Origin of the sequence: Streptomyces coerulescens, from assembly GCF_042657965.1 — a bacterium.
GTDB classification, from domain to species: Bacteria; Actinomycetota; Actinomycetes; order Streptomycetales; family Streptomycetaceae; genus Streptomyces; species Streptomyces coerulescens.
Window position 1 is genome coordinate 185,304 of sequence record NZ_JBHSKM010000003.1, and the last position, 18,273, is coordinate 203,576.

The following is an 18,273-nucleotide window of genomic DNA, read 5'->3' on the forward strand; positions in this document are numbered from 1 at the left end:
GCGAACCCGGAGTGGTTCGACCTCTATGAGGGGCCTGTGCGCTGTGGGGTTGCGCCGGTTGGCCACTGCATCGACTTACGTCGCGGGCAGCCCCAGTTCGGTGTCCCACGCCAGGTGTCCGGCGAGCTCGTCGTCGCCGGGCCGGCTCGGCGGGGCGCCGCCGGGCCCGCGGCCCGCCGGGTCGTGGGTGCCTCGGGAGATCTTGCCGCTGACGGTGACGTTGTGTTCCACGCGGGGGCGGCGCAGGGTCTCGTAAAGGGACAGCGCGGCGTCCGTGTCCGGCGTGTCCCGCAGGGACTTGGCGAGGACGACGGCGTCCTCCAGCGCCATCGACGCGCCCTGTCCGGTCGCGGGGGACGCCGCGTGCGCAGCGTCGCCGATGAGCAGGGTCCGGCCGGAGCGCCAGGGCGTCCCGGTGGGCAGTTCGGTGGCGTTGGTGACCATGAGGTCGTCGGAGGTGGCGGCGACGAGTTCCGCGGCCGGGGTGGCGTCCTTGGTCAGCAGCGGCAGCAGCAGGTCACGCAGGCGGGCCGGGGTGGCGTGCTCGAGGTCGTCGGCGGTGAGGGGTTCGGCGGCGACGCGGGCGAACCAGTACGTCTCCCCCTCGGGCGAGACCGCGTATCCGAAGGCGACGGCGCTGCCGCGCACCATGGTGATGGTCTCGGGCCGGGCTTGCGGGGGCGCTTCGCGGGTGTAGCCGTAGAAGACCTGCTGCCCGGCGTAGTGGGGCCGGCTGTCGGGGGTGGTGAGCCCGCGGACGGTGGAGTTGAGGCCGTCGGCGCCGATGAGGAGGTCGCCGGTGGCTGTGGTGCCGTCGGCGAAGCGGGCGGTGACGCCGGCGGGGCCGTCGTGGACGGAGACCAGGCGCATGCCGTGCCGGATGTCGATGCCCCTGGCGGTGACCTCGGTCTGCAGGGCGGCGTTGAGGTCGCCGCGCCGCACGCACCGGTACCGCAGATGCGGTGTTCCGGCGTCACCGAGGGGCACTTGGGCGACCTGGGAGCCGGTGTCGTCGAGGACGCGCATCGAGGTCAGCGGGAAGCCGATCGAGGTGACCGCCGCCGAGGCGTCCATTTCCGCCAGGGCTCGTATGCCGTTGCTCGCGAGGGTGAGGAAAGCGCCGATGTCCTCCGCGGAGTCGGGGTGCGCCTCGTACACGGCGACGTCGCATCCGGCTTTGTGCAGGGCCAGTGCCGCCCCGGTGCCGGCGATTCCGCCCCCTACGACCACTAACCGCGTCACATCGCCCCCGATAGTTCTCGACAGGCCTTCCCGCGCCGCCGATCGCGGCCGCCCCTCGTAGAACGTCCCAGGTCCGGCACGGGTTCCCGATCGAGCCGCCGAGCGCGGAAAGGTCCGGACCGTCGGGCTCCGCAACCGTGCAACCATTCGGCCAAGACGGTTGTCTCCCCTAATATCAGGCACATCACCTCTCGGGGGACGCAATGGTACGAAACAGAACCGCTTGGGCGACGGCATCCGCACTCATGATCGCCACGCTGGGCGTGGCGGCGATCCCGGCGCAGGCCACCGCCACCACCACCGCCGCGCAGGCCACGGCCTGCCCCACCGGCTGGGGCAGCCTGGCCGAGACTCGCTCGGCCGCCACGTCGGAGCCGGTGACGAACGTCAGGACCGGTCGGCACGCCTGCTTCGACCGCATGGTCGTCGACGTCCCCGGCGCGGGCAGCAGTGAACTCGGCTACTCCGTCAGGTACGTCAGCCGTCTCTACCAGGACGGCTCGGGTCGGCCGATCAGCGTCGGCGGCGGCGCCGTCATCGAGGTGCGCGTGACGGCGCCCGCGTACGACCCCGCCACCGGCAGGCCGACGTATCCCGCGAAGGCCGGTCAGCGACTGACCGGCGTGAATCTCACGGGATACCGCACGTTCCGGGACGCCCGGTTCGTCGGCAGCTTCGAGGGGGACACGCAGATCGGGCTCGGTGTCCGCGCCCGGCTGCCGTTCCGGGTGTGGGTGACCACCGGTCGGGTCGTCGTCGATGTCGCGCACAACTGGACCGGGGCACGCTGAGCACCTCGCGGGTCAGGGGCGCCCGTTGCCCTTGGTCTGGTACTCGCGCAGCTTCCGGTAGAGCGTGGCGCGGGCGATTCCCAGCGCCGTCGCGGCGCGCGCCTTGTTGCCGCCGTGGCGGCGCAGCGCTTCCAGGATCGCTGCCCGTTCGGCCAGCTCCATCGGGCTGAGGGTGCGTCCCGCGGGTCCTTCGCGGACGGGATCGGGCAGTTCGCCGCGCCGCACCGGCCCGAAGACGCGTCGTCGGCCCGCCAACGCCCGTACGAGATGGGCGAGTTCCGTCACGTTCCCGGGCCATGGATGCTGCTCAAGCGCGCGCAGCGCGTCCAGCGTCCAGGTCAGCGGCGGGCTGCCGGGAGCGGGCCCGGCCGCGAGGGCGGGCAGCAACTCCCTGATGTCCTCGGGGCGTTCACGCAGCGCGGGCAGGGTCACCGAGCGGGCCGCGAGCGTGTCGAGGAGGCGCTGCAGGCAGGGGCCCGGCGAGGTTCCGGGGGTGTGGGTGGCGACCAGGCGGGCCTCCGGGTGTTCCTCCAGGAGGGAGTTGAGGGCGGCGACATCCGGCTGGGAGAGGCGTTCGGCGTGGCGCAGGAGCGTGGGGTGGTCGCCGTCCCACGTTTCGTCCTTGAGGCCGAGTTCGGGTGACTCGGCGGCGTCCACGATCAACGGGTCGGTACCGTCGAGGAGTTCGAGGGCGAGGGCGGTCTTGCCCGTCCCCCGCTCGCCCGTGAGGAGCACGGGTCCCGGTGTACGGAACAGCTCCGTCGCCCGTGCGACCGTGTGCCGCCAGGGCACCGAGCCGCCCACCAGCGCGCCCGCCGGGCCCGGCGCCGACGGCACCCGCTCCGCGGGACGCGGGGCGAGCACGGCGACCAGGCCGAGGGCGCGGCCCTCGTGCCGTACCGGAGTGATCTCGGCGGTGCAGCCTGCGTTCTCGGGCAGCGGGATGTCGTACGCCTCGCCGGTCCCTCTCCCCCAGGCCCGCGCGCCGCGCTCCAGGGCCTCCAGCACCTGGGGCGAGGCCAGGCCGGAGGCCGCCTCGCTGATCAGGCGGTGGCGGCCGTCCAGTGCGACCACCGCCCGCTCGCGTCCGCGCGCGGCCCGCTCGTAGGCGTCGAGAAGGGTCCGTTCCGCGGTACGCGCGCGTGCCCGCAGTTCCGCCTCCACCGCGGCGGCGGCCGCCTCGGCGAGGGCGGCGCCGGGATGCGGGCGGCAGCCCGTCCCCAGGGCGCGGGCCACCGTCACCGTGCCGAGCACCTGCCCCGTCTCCGGGGAGAACAGGGGCACGCTGACGGCTGAGACGTCCTGCCAGACATCCAGGAAGTGCTCGGGGCCGTGCACTTCGGCCCGGCCGCGGGTGCGCAGGGCGAGTGCGGCGCTGTTGTGGCCGACCTCCCGCTCGGACAGGTCGGCGCAGGTGTCGTCGCCGGGCGCGCTGCCGGTCGACCAGAGCACCCTGAGCCGTTCGTCGGTGAGCAGGAGCGCCATGCGTCCGGCGTCGAGGGCCGGGGCGATCCGGGTGAGCGCGGGGCGTGCCGCCTCCAGCAGGGGCGAGTCGGCCGGGCCGACCGACTCCCGTACGGGGCCGTCGTGATCGGGCCGTACGCCGAAGAAGCGGGCGCGCCGCCAGGCGGCCACGACATCGTCCGGTACGCCGTCCGGGAGGGGACGTCCCGTCAGGAACCGCTCGCGGGCCTGGCGCAGCGGGGCGAGGGCAGGGGGTTGTTCCGCTGTGGTCATGGCGTCCCTCACCGTATCCGGGGCGTCGCACGGGTGGCGACGGCGGGTCGTCCCGGTCCACCGCACACCGGCGACCGGCGGGTTGTCTCGTAATGAGACACCCACGAACGGCCGCCCCGCTCCATGATCTTGAAAGGTCGGGGCTGTTCTCCTTTCCCGCCTCCTGTTTCCCGTTCTCTGGAGCGTTCTGTCGTGCACACCGTCGTCGAGACCGATGTACTGATCGTGGGCAGCGGCCCGGCGGGCGCGTCCGCCGCGCTCGCGCTGAGCACGTACGGCGTGCGCAACATGGTCGTCACGCGGTACGCGAGCCTCGCCGACACGCCCCGCGCGCACATCACCAACCAGCGCACCATGGAGGTGCTGCGCGATCTCGGCGTCGAGCGGGAAGTGATCGCCCGGGCGACGCCCCAGCATCTGATGGGCAACACGACGTTCTGCACGAGCCTGGCCGGTGAGGAGCTCGGCCGGGTCCGCTCCTGGGGCAACGATCCGCTCGTCCAGGCCGCGCACGAGCTGGCCAGCCCGACCCGCATGTGCGACATGCCGCAGCACCTGATGGAGCCGGTGCTGGTGAACGCCGCGATCGCCCGCGGCACCGACTTCCGCTTCAGCACGCTCTACAAGTCCTTCGTCCAGGACGACTCGGGCGTCACGGTCACCGTCGAGGACCGGCTGCGCGGTGACGAGTACACGATCCGCGCCCGGTATCTGATCGGGGCCGACGGCGGCCGTTCCCAGGTGGCCGAGGACGCGGGGCTGCCGATGGGCGGTCGGATGGGTGTCGCGGGCAGCGTCAACATCGTCTTCGACGCGGACCTGAGCAAGTACACCGCGCACCGCCCCTCCACCCTGTACTGGGTGCTCGCGCCCGGCGCCACGGTCGGCGGCATCGGCGCGGGTCTGGTGCGCTGTGTGCGGCCCTGGAACGAGTGGCTGATCGTGTGGGGCTACGACGTGACGGCGGGCGCCCCCGACCTCACCGAGGAGTACGCGCTGTCCGTCGTACGGCAGCTGGTCGGCGACGACGAGATCCCGGTGACGATCAAGTCGTCCTCGGCGTGGACGGTCAACGAGATGTACGCCGAGACCTACTCCGCCGGGCGGGTCTTCTGCGTCGGCGACGCCGTGCACCGGCACCCGCCGTCCAACGGGCTCGGCTCCAACACCTCCGTCCAGGACTCGTACAACCTGGCCTGGAAGCTGAAGCTCGTCCTCGACGGCCAGGCCTCGCCGCGGCTCCTGGACACCTATACGGCGGAGCGCGCGCCGGTCGGCCGGCAGGTGGTGACCCGCGCCAACCAGTCCATCGCCGAGACCGCCCCGATCTTCGAGGCGCTCGACGGGCTGTCCCCGCAGACGCCCGAGCAGCTGTGGGCGAACATCGCCGCCCGCAAGGACGCCACCGAGGCCGCCGCGAAGCAGCGGGCCGCGCTGCGCGAGGCCATCGCCTTCAAGGTGTACGAGTTCAACGCGCACGGCGTCGACCTCAACCAGCGCTACACGTCCACCGCGATCGTGCCCGACGGCACCCCCGAGCCCGCCTCCGCCCGCGACCCCGAGCTGCACCACCAGCCGACCTCCCGCCCGGGCGCGAAGGTCCCGCACGCCTGGATCACCTCCGGGACGCGGACGCTGTCCACCCTCGACACCGTCGGCAATGGGCGGTTCACGCTGCTCACCGGCATCGGGGGCGAGGCGTGGCTGCGGGCCGCCGAAGGCCGGCCCCTCGACATCGCGACGGTCGTCGTCGGCCCCGGGCAGGAGTACGAGGACCCGTACGGCGACTGGGCGGCGCTGAGCGAGATCTCCGACGCGGGTGCTCTCCTCGTCCGCCCCGACGGGTATGTGGCGTTCCGGCACGCCGACGCTGCCGAGGACGCCGAACGGTTGCTCACGGACGCGCTGCGGCGGATTCTCGGGCACGGTTGAGAGGCACGCCGGGATGGGCACAGCTGGAACGGACACGGCCGGGACGGGCGCGCGGGAGCACGGAGAGGGAGCCGACATGGCGGACTCGGACGAGCGGACGGTCACCGACGAGGTCGTCGCCAGTCTGCGGGACACCGGCGATCCGCGGCTGCGGCAGCTGCTCACCGGACTGGTGCGGCATCTGCACGCATTCGCCCGGGAGACACGGCTGACGCGGGAGGAGTGGGAGCGGGCGATCGGGTTCCTGACGGCGACCGGGCAGATGTGCACGGACACCCGGCAGGAGTTCATCCTGCTCTCGGACGTGCTCGGTCTGTCGATGCTGGTGGAGACGGTCAACGACCGGCGCGGCGAGGGCGCCACCGAGTCGACGGTCCTTGGCCCCTTCCATATGACCGAGTCGCCCGTGCGGGAGCTCGGCGCGGACATCGACCTGGTGGGCGGCGGCGAGCCGTGCGTGGTGAGCGGGCGGGTGCTGTCCGGCGACGGCACTGCGCTGCCCGGCGCGCTGGTGGACGTCTGGCAGGCGGACGGCCACGGGTTCTACGACGTGCAGCAGCCGGACGTGCAGCCCGGCGGCAACGGCCGCGGGCTGTTCACCGCCGACGGGGAGGGGCGGTTCTGGTTCCGTACGTGCGTCCCGAGCCCCTATCCGATCCCGACGGACGGCCCGGTCGGCGGGCTGCTGCGGGCCACCGGACGCCACCCCTACCGGCCCGCGCACATCCACTTCATCGCCTCGGCCGCCGGACACACCCCGGTGACCACGCACATCTTCGTGGCGGGCAGCGACTTCCTGGACTCGGACGCGGTGTTCGCCGTCAAGCCGGGCCTCGTCACCGACTTCGCCTCCGTCGACGACCCGTCCGCGGCACGGGAGTTCGGTGTGGCCAACCCCTTCCGGCAGGCCCGTTTCGACCTCGTACTGGAGCCGTCGTGACGCACGCCCTCGACTTCTCCTACGAGAGCCGGCCCGTGCGGGTCGTCTTCCGGGCCGGCGCGGCCGTGTCGGCGACGCCCGGCGAGGTGGAGCGGCTCGGGCTGCGGCGGGTGCTGGTGGTGTGCGGGACTCGGGGCGCGGACACCGCACGGGCGGTCGCCGACGCACTCGGACCGGCCTGTGCCGGGCTGCACGACCGGGCCCGGATGCACGTCCCCGCCGAGGTCGCGGACGCCGCCGTGCGGGCGGCCCGCGCGGTGGGCGCCGACGGCTGCGTGGCCGTGGGCGGCGGTTCGTCGATCGGTCTGGGCAAGGCGGTCGCGCTGCGCACCGGCCTGCCGCTGATCGCCGTGCCCTCCACGTACTCCGGCTCGGAGATGACCCCGGTGTGGGGCCTGACCGAGGACGGCGTCAAACGCACCGGCCGCGATGCGAAGGTGCTGCCCCGCAGCGTGGTCTACGACCCCGAGCTCACCCTCTCGCTGCCCGTGCCGCTGTCGGTGACCAGCGGCGTCAACGCGATCGCGCACGCGGTTGAGGCCCTGTACGCGCCCGACACCTCGCCGCTGGTCGCGCTGATGGCCGAGGAGGGCGTACGGGCGATGGCGCGGGCGCTCCCCGCGGTGGCCGGGGACCCGGCGTCACGCCACGCACGCGGGCGTGCCCTGTACGGGGCCTGGCTGTGCGGGTCCTGCCTGGGCGCGACCACCATGGGCCTGCATCACAAGCTGTGCCATGTCCTGGGCGGCAACTTCGGGCTGCCGCACGCCGAGACGCACACGGTGGTGCTGCCGTACGCCCTGGCGTACAACGCCTCCGCGGCCCCGGACGCGGCGGCCGCCGTGGCCCGCGCGCTGGACGCGGCCGACGCGCCGACGGCGCTGTGGGAGCTGGCCGGACGCCTCGGCGCACCCCGCTCGCTGGCCGAACTGGGCCTGACCGAAGCCGACCTGACGACGGCCGCCGAGCAGGCCGGGGGCCAGGCGTACGCCAACCCGCGCCCGGTGACGGCCGACGGCGTGCTCGCCCTGCTGCGGGCGGCCTTCGAGGGCGCGCCCCCGGCCGCACCCGCCCCCTGACACCCCCCACGCTCGAACGTCCCCCACGCAGGAAGAAAAGGTGATCAGCATGCCCCTCGGTCTGCTCAGGAGTCGACGCTCCCGAGGAGCCCCGGGTGTTCCCCTGCCCGTGCCGCCCGGAGCGGGCGTCGTGGGCCGCGAGGTCGTCGATCCGATGGGGCTGCCGATGCGCGGCGCCGACGTGACCGTGACCGCGCTGGACTCGCACGAGGTCATGGCGTCCGGGACGACGGACCCCTACGGCCTCTTCTTCGCCGCGCTGCCCCCGGGCCGCTACAGCCTCATGATCACGGCCGAGGGCCTGTCCCCGCACCGCGAACCCCTGGACGTGGCAGCCGGTCCGGCCCAGCCGGCCGTCCGGGTCCGGCTGGCGTCGGCCCGGCAGCTGGAGCTGCCGACGCCCGGCACCTGGCTGTTCGACCCGCCGCACACGGCGATCCGGTTCATCGCCAGGCACGTCGGCATGGCCCATGTCCACGGCCGCTTCGAGCGGTTCACGGGCGGCATACGCGTGGCACCGGACATGGCCGCCTCACAGGTGTCCGTGCGGATCGACGCGGCCAGCATCACGACGGGCAACAACACCCGGGACGCCCATCTGCGTTCGGGGGACTTCCTGGACGTGGACCGCTACCCGCACATCGACTTCGTGAGCACCCGCTTCGTCTACCGGGGCGGCGCCAAGTGGACGCTGCAGGGTTCGCTGACCATGCACGGCGTGAGTCGCTCCGTGGATCTGGACACCACCTACCTGGGGTCCGTCAACGGCGGCTACGGCGAGGAGCTGCGGTGCGCGGCGCTGGCGAAGGCCGAGTTGCACCGGGAGGACTTCACCCTGAACTGGCGCAGCATGCTGGCCCGCGGCATCGCGGTGGTTGGGCCGACGGTTCAGCTGGAGCTGGACGTGCAGGCGATGTACCGCACGCACGACACACCGACGCCTCCCGACTAGGCCGCGGTGGCTGAGAGGTACCTCACGCACCGGTTACAAATCGCTCAACCTCTGGTTGCGGCGCGGTGATCGGGTGACCATGGGGGCATGACACTGGCCCAACGCGCCATGGAACGACTGCGAGCCTGGCCCGATCTCACCTCGGGCCCGGCCGGTTGTGGCGCAGGGCGGGCACTGCGCGCCGTCCACAGCGAGATCGTGCACTTCCACTCGGACCACGATGTGGACCTGCACCTGACGGCGCCGGCGATCGCGCGGTTCCACGACGATCTGCGGGATTCGACCGCGATCCGGCTGGTCCCCGGCTCCGGCTGGGTGACGGTGCACCTCGACTGCGACACGGATGTCGATCTGCTGATGAGCCTGGTCAGCGCCGCGCTCAAGGCCCATCAGAACCTGCCCTCCCCCGCCGGGCGTCCGGCGGGGGACGAGTGCAACTTCCGCCGCGTCACGGTGCTGCCGCGCGGCTAGGAGCCGGTGTCGTCCTCGCCCGCCTCCAGCAGACCGGCGGCGGCACCGATGATCCTGGGGTCGGGGGCGCCGACGACCTCCTCGTCCTTGTCGCTGTAGTCGAAGCGGGCCAGCACACTGCGCATGGCCTCGACCCGGGCCCGCTTCTTGTCGTTGCTCTTCACCACCGTCCAGGGCGCGTGCTCGGTGTCCGTCTCACGGAACATGGCGACCTTGGCCGCGGTGTAGTCGTCCCAGCGGTCCAGCGAGGCCAGGTCCATGGGGCTGAGCTTCCACTGCCGTACGGGGTCGACCTGGCGGATGGTGAAGCGGGTGCGCTGCTCGCCCTGGGAGACCGAGAACCAGAACTTGACCAGGTCGACGCCGTCGTCCACGAGCATCCGCTCGAAGGCCGGGGCCTGCCGCATGAAGCGCCGGTACTCGTCGTCGGTGCAGAAGTCCATCACGCGCTCCACGCCGGCCCGGTTGTACCAGGACCGGTCGAACAGCACGATCTCGCCGGCGGTCGGCAGATGCTCGACGTACCGCTGGAAGTACCACTGCCCGCGTTCCCGCTCGGTCGGCTTCTCCAGCGCCACCACCCGGGCCCCGCGCGGGTTCAGATGCTCGGTGAAGCGCTTGATGGTGCCGCCCTTGCCGGCCGCGTCCCGCCCCTCGAAGACGACGACGAGCCGACGGCCGGACTCCTTGATCCAGCTCTGGAGCTTCAGCAACTCGATCTGCTGGAGCCGCTTGTGCCACTCGTACTCCGGACGCTCCATGCGCTCCTGGTACGGGTAGTTCTCGCGCCAGGTGTCCACCGGGCTGCCGTCCGGCCTGATCAGTACGGGGTCGTCCTGGTCGGTGTGGTCGACGCGCAGCCCTGACAGCAGTTCGGTGTCCATACTTCCGCATGGAAGCGAGCGGCTTCGTACGCGCGGCGAACGCCGGGCAAAGGTCAGGTAAGTGCCGGGTCACTTGTCAGTTTCACGCGTGGGGAGGCGGTGCGCTCTCCACGAGCCGGGCGAGGTTGGCCAGGGCCATGCGGGTGCCTGTCTCGTTGTCCGCGGCCGGCACGGCGTCGGGGATCCCCTCGTGCGCGATGGTGACGTAGGTGCCGCCGCCCGCGGCGTCGGCGAGGGTGGTGGTCATGGTCATCGTGCCGAGCAGGGCGGGGTCGTCGGTCTCGAACTCGACCTCCTCGACCACCAGCTCGTCCGCCACCAGCCGCACGAAACGGCCGTGGTAGGTGTCGGTCTGCGCGTCCGACTTGCCGGTGCCGGTGGGCAGGTCGTAGGTGAGCGAGACACGGAACGTCCCGCCTTCCCGGCCGTCGAACTCGTGCACCCGCGCGGTCATCCCGTCCGGCACCCGCCATCGCGCGACGGCGTCCGCGTCCAGCAGCGCTCGGTAGACGGCCGCGCGCGGGGCGTCGACATGCCGGGAGACCCGGGTCGAGTTCATGGGTTCACGATAGTGGCGGGGGCATGCGGAAGCCGTCCGGGCAGGGCGGGGGGCATGCGCAACCTGTCGGCACAGGGCGCAGCGGCGGTCACCCGTCCAAGGTCCCGCGCCCCGTCAGCCACCCGCGTCGGGCGACTCCCAGTGGGCCAGGGTCCGCATCGCCGCCGCGGTGCGCGTGAACCCGTCCTCGCCGAGCAGGGCCCGCGCCTCGGCGTTGAAGCGGTCGACCGCCGGCTGCGCGGCGGCGAGTGCGGTGACACCGGTGTCGGTCAACTCCAGTACCACCGCCCGGTGTTCGCGGGGGTGGGCCCGCTTGGCGACCAGACCGGCCGCGGTGAGGCGGCCGACCAGCCCGGTGACGGCGGACTCACGCAGCCCGAGGACGCGGGCCAGCCCCTGCTGGGTGATGCCCGGCTCGTCACGGACCGCGAACAGCGCGCCGAGCTGGGCCGTGGTGATGCCCGCGATGGCGAGCAGTCGCCGGTCGGAGGCGGTACGCAGCTGGTGTGCCGCTCGCTGGAGCAGGAAGTACAGACGCTGATCGGGCTCGGACATGGACCGATGTTGACAGACGCGACAAGGCGACGCCATGCTCACTTCACTAGTGAAGTGAGGTGTGCGAGATGCACGAGACCCTCGATCTGAACCTCGCCCGCAAGGTGCTGGCCGCCCAGCCCTTCAGCGTGCTGCTGGGTGCCAGGCTCACGGCCTTCGGTGACGGCGAGGCGACTCTCGAACTGGATCTGCGCGACGACCTGCTGAACCAGCACGGCCGGGTGCACGGCGGCGTCCTCGGCTACGCGGCCGAGAACGCGGCGGCCTTCGCCGCCGGCAGCGCGGTCGGCCCCGGCCTGGTGACCGCCGGATTCACCGTCGACTTTCTGCGCCCCGCCAAGGGCGAGATCCTGCGCTCCCACGCCCGCGTGATCCGTGCCGGCCGTACCCGCGCGGTGTGCCGCTGTGACCTGACCACGATCGACACCGACGGCACCTCCACGCTGTACGCCGTGGCCCAGGGCACCATCGCAGTCACCGAAACCGCTCCCTGATCCCGCCCGCCCCCGACCGCGCAGAGAGGCCGGCCCATGCCCGTCATCGACGCCTGGATGCAGCACCCGACCCCGCACTTCGCCAACCAGGAGATGTTCGAGTCACTGCGCCGGTGGACCGGCATGGAGCGACTGGACAAGCCGCTGCCCGTCGAGGTCACGGTGGCGGCGCTGGAAGCCGCCGACGTGGAGATCGGCCTCGCGTCCGCCTGGTACGGGCCGCAGGGTCCGCTGATCGACAACGACGAGGTGGCGGAGTTCGTCGAGCGCTCCGGCGGACGGCTGCGCGGCGTGGCGGGCGCCGACCTCGCGCGTCCGATGCCGGCCGTGCGCGAACTGCGGCGCGCCGTCCAGGAGTTGGGCTTCGTGGCGCTGCGCGTGGTGCCGTGGCTGTGGGAGCGGGCGCCCACCGACCGGCTGTACTACCCGCTGTACGCGGCCTGCGTGGATCTCGGTGTGCCGTTCTGCACGCAGGTCGGGCACACAGGCCCGCTGCGCCCGTCGGAGACCGGGCGGCCCATCCCGTACATCGACCAGGTGGCCCTCGACTTCCCCGAGTTGACGATCGTGTGCGGGCACATCGGTTACCCGTGGACGACGGAGATGATCGCGGTCGCCGACAAGCACGAGAACGTCTTCATCGACACCAGCGCCTACACCGTGGGCCGGTATCCGTCGGAGCTGGTCGCGTATCTGCGCGGCCGGGGCCGCCGCAAGGTGCTGTTCGGCTCCAACTACCCCATGATCACGCCGAGTCGGGCGCTGGAGCACCTGGACGGCCTGGGTCTTGACGAGGAGACGCGGGAGCTGTTCCTGTACGGCAACGCCCGCCGCGTCTTCGCCCTGTGACAGCGGTTCCGCCCCTGTGGCAGCGCTGCTCAGCGCACCAGGCACGGCCGCTTCGCGTCGAACGTCCAGCCCTTGACCAGGTACCGCATCCCGACCGCGTCGTCCCGGCCGGACAGCGCCTTCTCCTCGTACAGCTCGTGCGCCGCGAGGAGCCGGTCCATGTCCAGGTCGACTCCCAGTCCCGGCGTGTCCGGTACGGCGACCTCGCCACCGGTGATCCGCGGCGGCTCGACGGTGAGCCGTTCCCGTCCCTCCTGCCAGATCCAGTGCGTGTCCAGGGCGTTGTACTCACCGGGCGCGGCGGCTCCGCAGTGGGCCATCATCGCCAGCGAGATGTCGAAGTGGTTGTTGGAGTGGCAGCCCCAGGTCAGTCCCATCGCGTTGCACAGCTGGGCGACCCGGACCGAGCCCCGCATGGTCCAGAAGTGCGGGTCGGCGAGCGGGATCGACACGGACTGCAGGGCCAGGGCGTGGGTGAGCTGGCGCCAGTCCGTGGCGATCATGTTGGTCGCCGTGGGCAGGCCGGTGGCCCGGCGGAACTCCGCGAGGATCTCCCGGCCCGAGTAACCGCCCTCCGCCCCGCAGGGGTCCTCGGCGTAGGCGAGGGTGCCGAGGAGGGGGCGGCACAGTTCGACGGCCTCGCGCAGGGACCAGGCGCCGTTGGGGTCGAGGGTGATCCGCGCGTCCGGGAAGCGTTCCTTGAGCGCGGTCACGGCCTTGACCTCCTCCGCGCCGGCCAGGACGCCGCCCTTGAGTTTGAAGTCGCGGAAGCCGTAGTGGTCGTAGGTGGCCTCGGCCTGGCGGACGATCGCCTCGGGGGTCAGCGCCTCCTCGTGCCGGACGCGGTACCACTCGACGTCCGCGTCGGGTGCACGGACGTAGTCGAGGTCGGTGCGGTCCGGGTCGCCGACATAGAAGAGGTAGCCGAGGACCCGTACGGCGTCGCGCTGTTTGCCGTCGCCGAGCAGGGCGGCGACCGGGACCTCCAGGTGCTGTCCGAGCAGGTCGAGGAGGGCGGACTCGACGGCGGTGACCGCGTGCACCGTCGTACGCAGGTCGAAGGTCTGCGCGCCGCGGCCGCCCGCGTCACGATCGGCGAATGCGGCGCCGATCGCCCGCAGGACCCTCTTGTGGTCGCCCACGCGCGCACCGACGACGAGGGGTTCGGCGTCCCGCAGGGTTCGCGTGATCTTCTCCCCGCCGGGCACCTCGCCGAGGCCGGTGCGGCCCTCGGAGTCCTCCACGACGACGACGTTGCGGGTGAAGTACGGGGCATGGGCTCCGGAGAGGTTGAGGAGCATCGAGTCCCGGCCGGCGACCGGATAGACGGCGAAGCGGGTGATGACGGGCTGGCTCATGGCTGGCGGATGCCGTTCTCGTGAGGGGGTCAGATGCTGAAGGCGTCGAGGACCTGCTCCAGGACCAGTACGCCACCGAGGCCGAGGATCGCGAGGACCGTCGTGTACGTCGTGCGGGCCTTGATGGCGTCGAGGACGGACAGGTTGAAGTACTCCTTGAACATCCAGAAACCCGGGTCGTTGACGTGGGACAGGGCGATCGAGCCGCAGGAGACGGCGAGGACCATCACCTCGGGGTGGACACCGCTGCCCGCGAGCAGGGGCAGCGCCACGCCGGAGGCGGTGACGACGGCGACGGTCGCGGAGCCGAGGGCGACGCGCAGGATCGCCGCGATCAGCCAGGCCAGGATGATCGGGGAGACCGACCAGCCGTCGGTGGCGTCCTTGATGTAGTCGGATATCCCGCCCTCCACGAGGACGTTCTTGAAGGCGCCGCCCGCGCCGATCACGAGCAGGATCATCGCCATGGCCTGGGCGGCCTCCTTGCACGAGGCGCTGACCTCGGCCAGGCTGCGGCCGACGCGCGGCCCGAAGGCCCAGATCGCTACGAGCAGGGTGAGCAGCAGGGCGATCGGCGCGGAGCCGATGAACGCCACGAAGTGCATCGGGCCGTTGTCGCCGGCTCCGGCCAGGTCCGCGACGGCCGCTCCGGCGATCAGCACGACGGGCAGCAGGGCGACGGACAGCGACCAGCCCATGCCGGGCATCTCGTCGTCCTCGAAGACACGCTCGCTGACCAGGCCCTTGGGGATGCCGGGGTTCATGGCCCGCACGAACGGCAGGCGCGGCCACAGCAGGGCGATCGCCGCGCCGACGGGGACGGCGATGAACAGGCCGTAGAACAGGGTGAGTCCGACGGAGGCGTGGAAGGTGGCGGCCACCGCGGTGGGGCCGGGGTGGGGCGGCAGGAAGCTGTGCATGGTGGACAGGGCGATCGACATCGGAAGACCCACCCAGAGCAGGTTCGCGCGGGTGACCCGGACCAGGGTGAACGCGATGGGGACGATGATGACGAAGGCGACCTCATAGAACATCGTCACGCCGATGAGCATGGCGGTCAGCACCATGGCCACCTGCACCCAGCGCGGTCCGCACACCTCCAGGAGCCGGCCGGCTATGCGCTGGGCGGCGCCGGAGTCGCCCAGTACCCGGCCGACCATCGCGCCGAGCCCGATGGTGAGCATCGTGTCGCCGATCTGGCCGCCGATGCCCTCGGCGAGGACGTCGGGGATCTTCTCCATCGCGATGCCCTGGACCAGGGCGACGCCCACCGCCACCAGGAGCAGGGCCGCGAAGCCGTTCAGTTTGAGCCGGGTCATCAGGACGAGCAGGACCAGCACGCTGATCCCCACCACCACGAGCGGCATATGTCAGTTCTCCTTTGAACGCCGGCCGCCTACGTTCACCCCACTGAATGGGGTCCTCACATGAAGACGTCGTCTACATATGAGGACGGAGATTATGTTCGTGGATGGTCAAGGTCAATGGGTCTGCCGATCCGGATTACCCGGCCGGTGGGATCACTCGCCGCTCGGCACCGCTCGCCAACCGCTCCAGTGCAGAACGGTGATCACGATGACGGCCCCCTCCGGAGGCTCCTGCCGGTACTGGGCGTACTTCCGCCGCAGCCGCTCCACGGCGTCGGCGTGCTCGGCGCGCGTGTCCTCGTCCGCCGCGTCGGGCGCCAGGATCCGGGCGCCACCGTCCGCCCTGACCCACCACAGCCGGTCCCAGTCGGCGTCGTACTCGTCCACCAGCAGGCAGACGGCCGGGCGCACGGCGATGTTGTGCAGCCGCTTGAGCCCCTTCGACCGCTTCGGCTTGGCGTCCACGGCCGTCACGATCTCGTCGCCGTCCACCGCGAACACGACCGGCACCAGATGCGGCCGGCCCTCGGGGTCGACCGTCGCCAGCCGCGCGACGGGTGCCGCGGTGAACCGCTCGCGTGCTTCGTGCTGCTCCATGTCCGGCATGTCGGCTCCTTCGGCCTCGGCGGTGGCGGTACGCCGTGCCCCGTGTCGGGTATCCCTCTCCGTGTAGCACTCCTCGGGGACGACTCGGTGGATCAGGTGATGCCGATGGTCGGCGACACGGACGACGTCATCCAGGCGCGACGCCGGGGCGAGAGCGGCCATCGGGCCGTACCGCACCCGGACGACGTACGGATCGAGGCGTGGGCGGTGAGTCGCGAGCGATGTCTGGTGGAGGCCGCGCTGGGGATGGTGGAGTGCTTCGCCGACGTCACCACGGTACGACCCACCTCGGTGGAGCGGCTGCGGCTCGCCGAGGACAGCGACGAGGGGCTCCTGACGGCACTCCTTGACGAGGTCGCCGTACGTCTCGACGAGGACGGCCGGGTGCCGGTGGACCTGGAGGCCGACGCCATGGAGGGCGAACTCGACGTACGGCTCGCCCTCGCCGAACTCAGCGAGGTGCGGGTCACCGGCGTCGACCCCAGGGGCGTGTCCTGGCACGGGCTGCGCATCGGGCCGGATCCGTACGGATGGTCCTGCGCGGTGACCGTGGATGTATGAGGGGTACGGGTCGGCGGCGGCGTGCGGGGCTCGTACCGTGGAGGCATGAGCGGCGGCACGGTGACGCTGTTCGTCTGCGGCGATGTGATGCTGGGACGAGGCGTCGACCAGATCCTCGCCCGGCCCGGCGATCCGGAGCTGCGGGAGGGGTACATCACCGACGCCCGCGCCTACGTCAGCATGGCCGAGTCGGTGAGCGGCTCGATCCCGGCCCCGGTGGACGCGTCGTGGCCGTGGGGCGAGGCGCTGCGGCTGCTGGAGGCGGACGGCCCGGACGTCAGGATCGTCAATCTGGAGACGTCCGTCACGCGCAGTGACGCGTTCGAGCCCGGCAAGGCCGTCCACTACCGCATGCACCCGGCGAACCTGCCGGCCCTCACGGTGGCCCGGCCCGACGTCTGCGTCCTGGCCAACAACCATGTGCAGGACTTCGGCCGCGCGGGGCTGAAGGAGACGCTCGACGTGCTGCACGGGGCGGGCCTGCGCACGGCGGGTGCCGGGCGTGGCGCGCAGGAGGCGTACGCGCCCGTGGCGCTGCCCCTCCCGCACGGCGGCCGCGTGCTCGTCTTCGCCCTGGGCGCCGCCGACAGCGGCATCCCGGCGGCCTGGGCGGCGACCGAAGGCCGGCCGGGTGTCGCCTACGTGCCCGAACTGTCGCCGGCCACGGCCGCCGCCGCGGTACGGCGGATACGGCAGGTCAAGCGGGACGGCGACCTCGTGGTGGTGTCCGTGCACTGGGGCTCCAACTGGGGCTACCCCGTCCCCCGCGAACAGCGCCGCTTCGCCCACGCCCTGGTGGACGGCGGCGCCGACCTCGTCCACGGCCACTCCTCGCACCACCCGCGCGCCGCCGAGGTCTACCGGGGCCGGCTGATCCTGCACGGCTGCGGCGACTTCATCGACGACTACGAGGGCATCCCCGGCTACGAGCAGTACCGCGACGACCTGCGCATCGCCTACTTCGTGACCCTCGCGTCGGACACGGGCGAACTCGCCGGCCTGCGCATGGAGCCGCTGCTGGCCCGCCGGATGAGTCTGGAGCCGGCGCCGGCGGAGGCCCGCGGCTGGCTGCACACGACCCTCGACCGCATCGGCTACGGCGTCCACGTCACCCTCGGCCCGGACGGCGCGCTCGCCCTGAGCAAGCCCGCCCCCCTGGGGTGAGCCTCAGTCACCCCGCAGCGCCTCGAGCACATCGGCGTCGGTGAGCTGGCCGAAGTCCTCGTACCACTCACCGACCGCGCTGAACAGCCGTGGCTCGTGCAGGCAGACGAACTCGTCCACCTCCCGGCGCAGCTCCTCGGCCGCCTCCGGAGCGCAGACGGGCACGGCGAGGACCAGCCGCGCGGGCGACCGGTTGCGTACGGCGCGCAGCGCGACGCGAGCGGTGGAGCCGGTGGCGACCCCGTCGTCCACGACGACGGCCGTACGGCCGCGCAGCTGCGGTGCCGGGCGGCCCTGCCGATAGCGTTCCTCGCGCCGCCGCAGCTCCTTGCGCTCCCGCTCCACGACCGGCGCGAGGTCGGCCTCGCTCAGCCCCAGCCGGTACAGCGTCTGCTCGTCGAACAGCGGAGGGTCCTCGCCCGCGAGCGCGCCGACCCCGAACTCCGCGTGGAACGGCGCCCCGATCTTGCGTACGACGAGCACGTCCAGCGGGGCCTGAAGGACCGCGGCGATCTCCCGGGCGACCGCGACGCCGCCGCGGGGCAGCGCCAGGACGACCGGTTGTGGAAAGTCGCCCTTGTCCTGCCGGACGCGCAGGTGCTCCGCCAGCTCCCGCCCGGCCTCCGCGCGGTCACGGAACTGCATGGGTCTCCCCTTCCGTCCGTCGCCGCGTACCCGGCTCTCCGGTGTCGGACACCCCGCCGGACTCGCTCGTCGTCCCAGGGCCGGACG

At 72.2% G+C, this 18,273-nt stretch carries 19 protein-coding genes; 10 read left to right on the plus strand and 9 right to left on the minus strand.

What is annotated here, in order from left to right; genetic code table 11:
- Positions 1–75: 75 nt before the first annotated feature.
- Positions 76–1,242, minus strand: coding sequence for an FAD-dependent oxidoreductase (locus tag ACFPQ9_RS08150; protein ID WP_380848965.1), 1,167 nt, complete (start codon positions 1,240–1,242; stop codon positions 76–78).
- 203 nt (positions 1,243–1,445) lie between these two features.
- On the opposite strand from ACFPQ9_RS08150, the gene ACFPQ9_RS08155 reads away from it, so the two are divergent.
- On the plus strand, positions 1,446–2,033 hold the full coding sequence (locus ACFPQ9_RS08155; protein WP_465269558.1) for an AMIN-like domain-containing (lipo)protein: 588 nt from the start codon (positions 1,446–1,448) through the stop codon (positions 2,031–2,033).
- 12 nt (positions 2,034–2,045) lie between these two features.
- Here the strand turns inward: ACFPQ9_RS08155 and ACFPQ9_RS08160 are convergent, their stop codons facing one another.
- Complete coding sequence (locus ACFPQ9_RS08160; protein ID WP_380848971.1) at positions 2,046–3,770, minus strand: sigma-54-dependent Fis family transcriptional regulator; 1,725 nt, start codon at positions 3,768–3,770, stop codon at positions 2,046–2,048.
- A 192-nt stretch (positions 3,771–3,962) separates the two neighbouring features.
- Here ACFPQ9_RS08160 and ACFPQ9_RS08165 point away from each other — a divergent pair, with 192 nt between their 5' ends.
- The 5 genes from ACFPQ9_RS08165 to ACFPQ9_RS08185 all read left to right on the plus strand — a co-directional run bounded on the left by ACFPQ9_RS08165 (position 3,963) and on the right by ACFPQ9_RS08185 (position 9,144).
- A complete protein-coding gene (locus tag ACFPQ9_RS08165; RefSeq protein ID WP_380848974.1) occupies positions 3,963–5,702 on the plus strand; it encodes an FAD-dependent oxidoreductase in 1,740 nt (579 codons plus the stop codon).
- A 76-nt stretch (positions 5,703–5,778) separates the two neighbouring features.
- A complete protein-coding gene (locus tag ACFPQ9_RS08170; RefSeq protein ID WP_380848977.1) occupies positions 5,779–6,642 on the plus strand; it encodes a dioxygenase family protein in 864 nt (287 codons plus the stop codon).
- Entirely contained in the window at positions 6,639–7,721 is a 1,083-nt protein-coding gene (locus tag ACFPQ9_RS08175) for a maleylacetate reductase (RefSeq protein ID WP_380848980.1), read from the plus strand. The genes ACFPQ9_RS08170 and ACFPQ9_RS08175 overlap by 4 nt, the downstream gene beginning before the upstream one ends.
- Before the next feature lie 49 nt (positions 7,722–7,770).
- Positions 7,771–8,673 carry a YceI family protein gene (locus ACFPQ9_RS08180; RefSeq protein WP_380849113.1) on the plus strand — a complete coding sequence of 301 codons (903 nt, stop codon included), beginning with the start codon at positions 7,771–7,773 and terminating at the stop codon, positions 8,671–8,673.
- 87 nt (positions 8,674–8,760) lie between these two features.
- A complete protein-coding gene (locus tag ACFPQ9_RS08185; RefSeq protein WP_380848983.1) occupies positions 8,761–9,144 on the plus strand; it encodes a luciferase domain-containing protein in 384 nt (127 codons plus the stop codon).
- Here ACFPQ9_RS08185 and ppk2 read toward each other — a convergent pair.
- The 3 genes from ppk2 to ACFPQ9_RS08200 form a co-directional block, all read right to left on the minus strand.
- Positions 9,141–10,028: a polyphosphate kinase 2 gene (gene ppk2 / locus ACFPQ9_RS08190; RefSeq protein WP_380848986.1), complete on the minus strand. Its 888-nt coding sequence runs from the start codon at positions 10,026–10,028 to the stop codon at positions 9,141–9,143. The genes ACFPQ9_RS08185 and ppk2 overlap by 4 nt on opposite strands.
- Positions 10,029–10,110: 82 nt before the next feature.
- Positions 10,111–10,587 (minus strand): SRPBCC domain-containing protein, encoded by a 477-nt coding sequence (locus tag ACFPQ9_RS08195; RefSeq protein WP_380848989.1) that lies wholly within the window; start codon positions 10,585–10,587, stop codon positions 10,111–10,113.
- Positions 10,588–10,701: 114 nt separating this feature from the next.
- On the minus strand, positions 10,702–11,142 hold the full coding sequence (locus ACFPQ9_RS08200; protein WP_380848992.1) for a MarR family winged helix-turn-helix transcriptional regulator: 441 nt from the start codon (positions 11,140–11,142) through the stop codon (positions 10,702–10,704).
- Positions 11,143–11,210: 68 nt separating this feature from the next.
- On the opposite strand from ACFPQ9_RS08200, the gene ACFPQ9_RS08205 reads away from it, so the two are divergent.
- Together ACFPQ9_RS08205 and ACFPQ9_RS08210 are read left to right on the plus strand one after the other, a co-directional pair.
- A complete protein-coding gene (locus ACFPQ9_RS08205; RefSeq protein WP_380848995.1) occupies positions 11,211–11,636 on the plus strand; it encodes a PaaI family thioesterase in 426 nt (141 codons plus the stop codon).
- A gap of 36 nt (positions 11,637–11,672) precedes the next feature.
- On the plus strand, positions 11,673–12,485 hold the full coding sequence (locus ACFPQ9_RS08210; protein ID WP_380848998.1) for an amidohydrolase family protein: 813 nt from the start codon (positions 11,673–11,675) through the stop codon (positions 12,483–12,485).
- A 29-nt stretch (positions 12,486–12,514) separates the two neighbouring features.
- On the opposite strand, the gene ACFPQ9_RS08215 is transcribed toward ACFPQ9_RS08210, so the two are convergent.
- The 3 genes from ACFPQ9_RS08215 to ACFPQ9_RS08225 form a co-directional block, all read right to left on the minus strand.
- On the minus strand, positions 12,515–13,843 hold the full coding sequence (locus ACFPQ9_RS08215) for an enolase C-terminal domain-like protein (protein ID WP_380849001.1): 1,329 nt from the start codon (positions 13,841–13,843) through the stop codon (positions 12,515–12,517).
- Positions 13,844–13,872: 29 nt separating this feature from the next.
- Positions 13,873–15,210, minus strand: a complete 1,338-nt coding sequence (locus ACFPQ9_RS08220) for a gluconate:H+ symporter (protein ID WP_380849004.1) — start codon at positions 15,208–15,210, stop codon at positions 13,873–13,875.
- A 153-nt stretch (positions 15,211–15,363) separates the two neighbouring features.
- Entirely contained in the window at positions 15,364–15,816 is a 453-nt protein-coding gene (locus ACFPQ9_RS08225; protein ID WP_380849007.1) for a TIGR03668 family PPOX class F420-dependent oxidoreductase, read from the minus strand.
- 105 nt (positions 15,817–15,921) lie between these two features.
- Here ACFPQ9_RS08225 and ACFPQ9_RS08230 point away from each other — a divergent pair, with 105 nt between their 5' ends.
- Positions 15,922–16,377 (plus strand): archease, encoded by a 456-nt coding sequence (locus ACFPQ9_RS08230; protein WP_380849010.1) that lies wholly within the window; start codon positions 15,922–15,924, stop codon positions 16,375–16,377.
- Positions 16,378–16,422: 45 nt separating this feature from the next.
- Positions 16,423–17,541 carry a CapA family protein gene (locus ACFPQ9_RS08235; RefSeq protein ID WP_380849013.1) on the plus strand — a complete coding sequence of 373 codons (1,119 nt, stop codon included), beginning with the start codon at positions 16,423–16,425 and terminating at the stop codon, positions 17,539–17,541.
- Positions 17,542–17,544: 3 nt separating this feature from the next.
- On the opposite strand, the gene ACFPQ9_RS08240 is transcribed toward ACFPQ9_RS08235, so the two are convergent.
- Entirely contained in the window at positions 17,545–18,186 is a 642-nt protein-coding gene (locus ACFPQ9_RS08240; RefSeq protein ID WP_380849016.1) for a phosphoribosyltransferase, read from the minus strand.
- Between the last annotated feature and the right edge of the window lie 87 nt (positions 18,187–18,273).

Excerpts from the sequence above, each read along its gene's own strand:
- ACFPQ9_RS08155 (WP_465269558.1), top strand. The coding sequence starts at position 1,446 with ATGGTACGAAACAGAACCGCTTGGGCGACGGCATCCGCACTCATGATC.
- ACFPQ9_RS08160 (WP_380848971.1), bottom strand. The coding sequence starts at position 3,770 with ATGACCACAGCGGAACAACCCCCTGCCCTCGCCCCGCTGCGCCAGGCC.
- ACFPQ9_RS08170 (WP_380848977.1), top strand. The coding sequence starts at position 5,779 with ATGGCGGACTCGGACGAGCGGACGGTCACCGACGAGGTCGTCGCCAGT.
- ACFPQ9_RS08180 (WP_380849113.1), top strand. The coding sequence starts at position 7,771 with ATGCCCCTCGGTCTGCTCAGGAGTCGACGCTCCCGAGGAGCCCCGGGT.
- ACFPQ9_RS08185 (WP_380848983.1), top strand. The coding sequence starts at position 8,761 with ATGACACTGGCCCAACGCGCCATGGAACGACTGCGAGCCTGGCCCGAT.
- ppk2 (WP_380848986.1), bottom strand. The coding sequence starts at position 10,028 with ATGGACACCGAACTGCTGTCAGGGCTGCGCGTCGACCACACCGACCAG.
- ACFPQ9_RS08195 (WP_380848989.1), bottom strand. The coding sequence starts at position 10,587 with ATGAACTCGACCCGGGTCTCCCGGCATGTCGACGCCCCGCGCGCGGCC.
- ACFPQ9_RS08200 (WP_380848992.1), bottom strand. The coding sequence starts at position 11,142 with ATGTCCGAGCCCGATCAGCGTCTGTACTTCCTGCTCCAGCGAGCGGCA.
- ACFPQ9_RS08205 (WP_380848995.1), top strand. The coding sequence starts at position 11,211 with ATGCACGAGACCCTCGATCTGAACCTCGCCCGCAAGGTGCTGGCCGCC.
- ACFPQ9_RS08210 (WP_380848998.1), top strand. The coding sequence starts at position 11,673 with ATGCCCGTCATCGACGCCTGGATGCAGCACCCGACCCCGCACTTCGCC.
- ACFPQ9_RS08215 (WP_380849001.1), bottom strand. The coding sequence starts at position 13,843 with ATGAGCCAGCCCGTCATCACCCGCTTCGCCGTCTATCCGGTCGCCGGC.
- ACFPQ9_RS08220 (WP_380849004.1), bottom strand. The coding sequence starts at position 15,210 with ATGCCGCTCGTGGTGGTGGGGATCAGCGTGCTGGTCCTGCTCGTCCTG.
- ACFPQ9_RS08225 (WP_380849007.1), bottom strand. The coding sequence starts at position 15,816 with ATGCCGGACATGGAGCAGCACGAAGCACGCGAGCGGTTCACCGCGGCA.
- ACFPQ9_RS08230 (WP_380849010.1), top strand. The coding sequence starts at position 15,922 with ATGGTCGGCGACACGGACGACGTCATCCAGGCGCGACGCCGGGGCGAG.
- ACFPQ9_RS08235 (WP_380849013.1), top strand. The coding sequence starts at position 16,423 with ATGAGCGGCGGCACGGTGACGCTGTTCGTCTGCGGCGATGTGATGCTG.
- ACFPQ9_RS08240 (WP_380849016.1), bottom strand. The coding sequence starts at position 18,186 with ATGCAGTTCCGTGACCGCGCGGAGGCCGGGCGGGAGCTGGCGGAGCAC.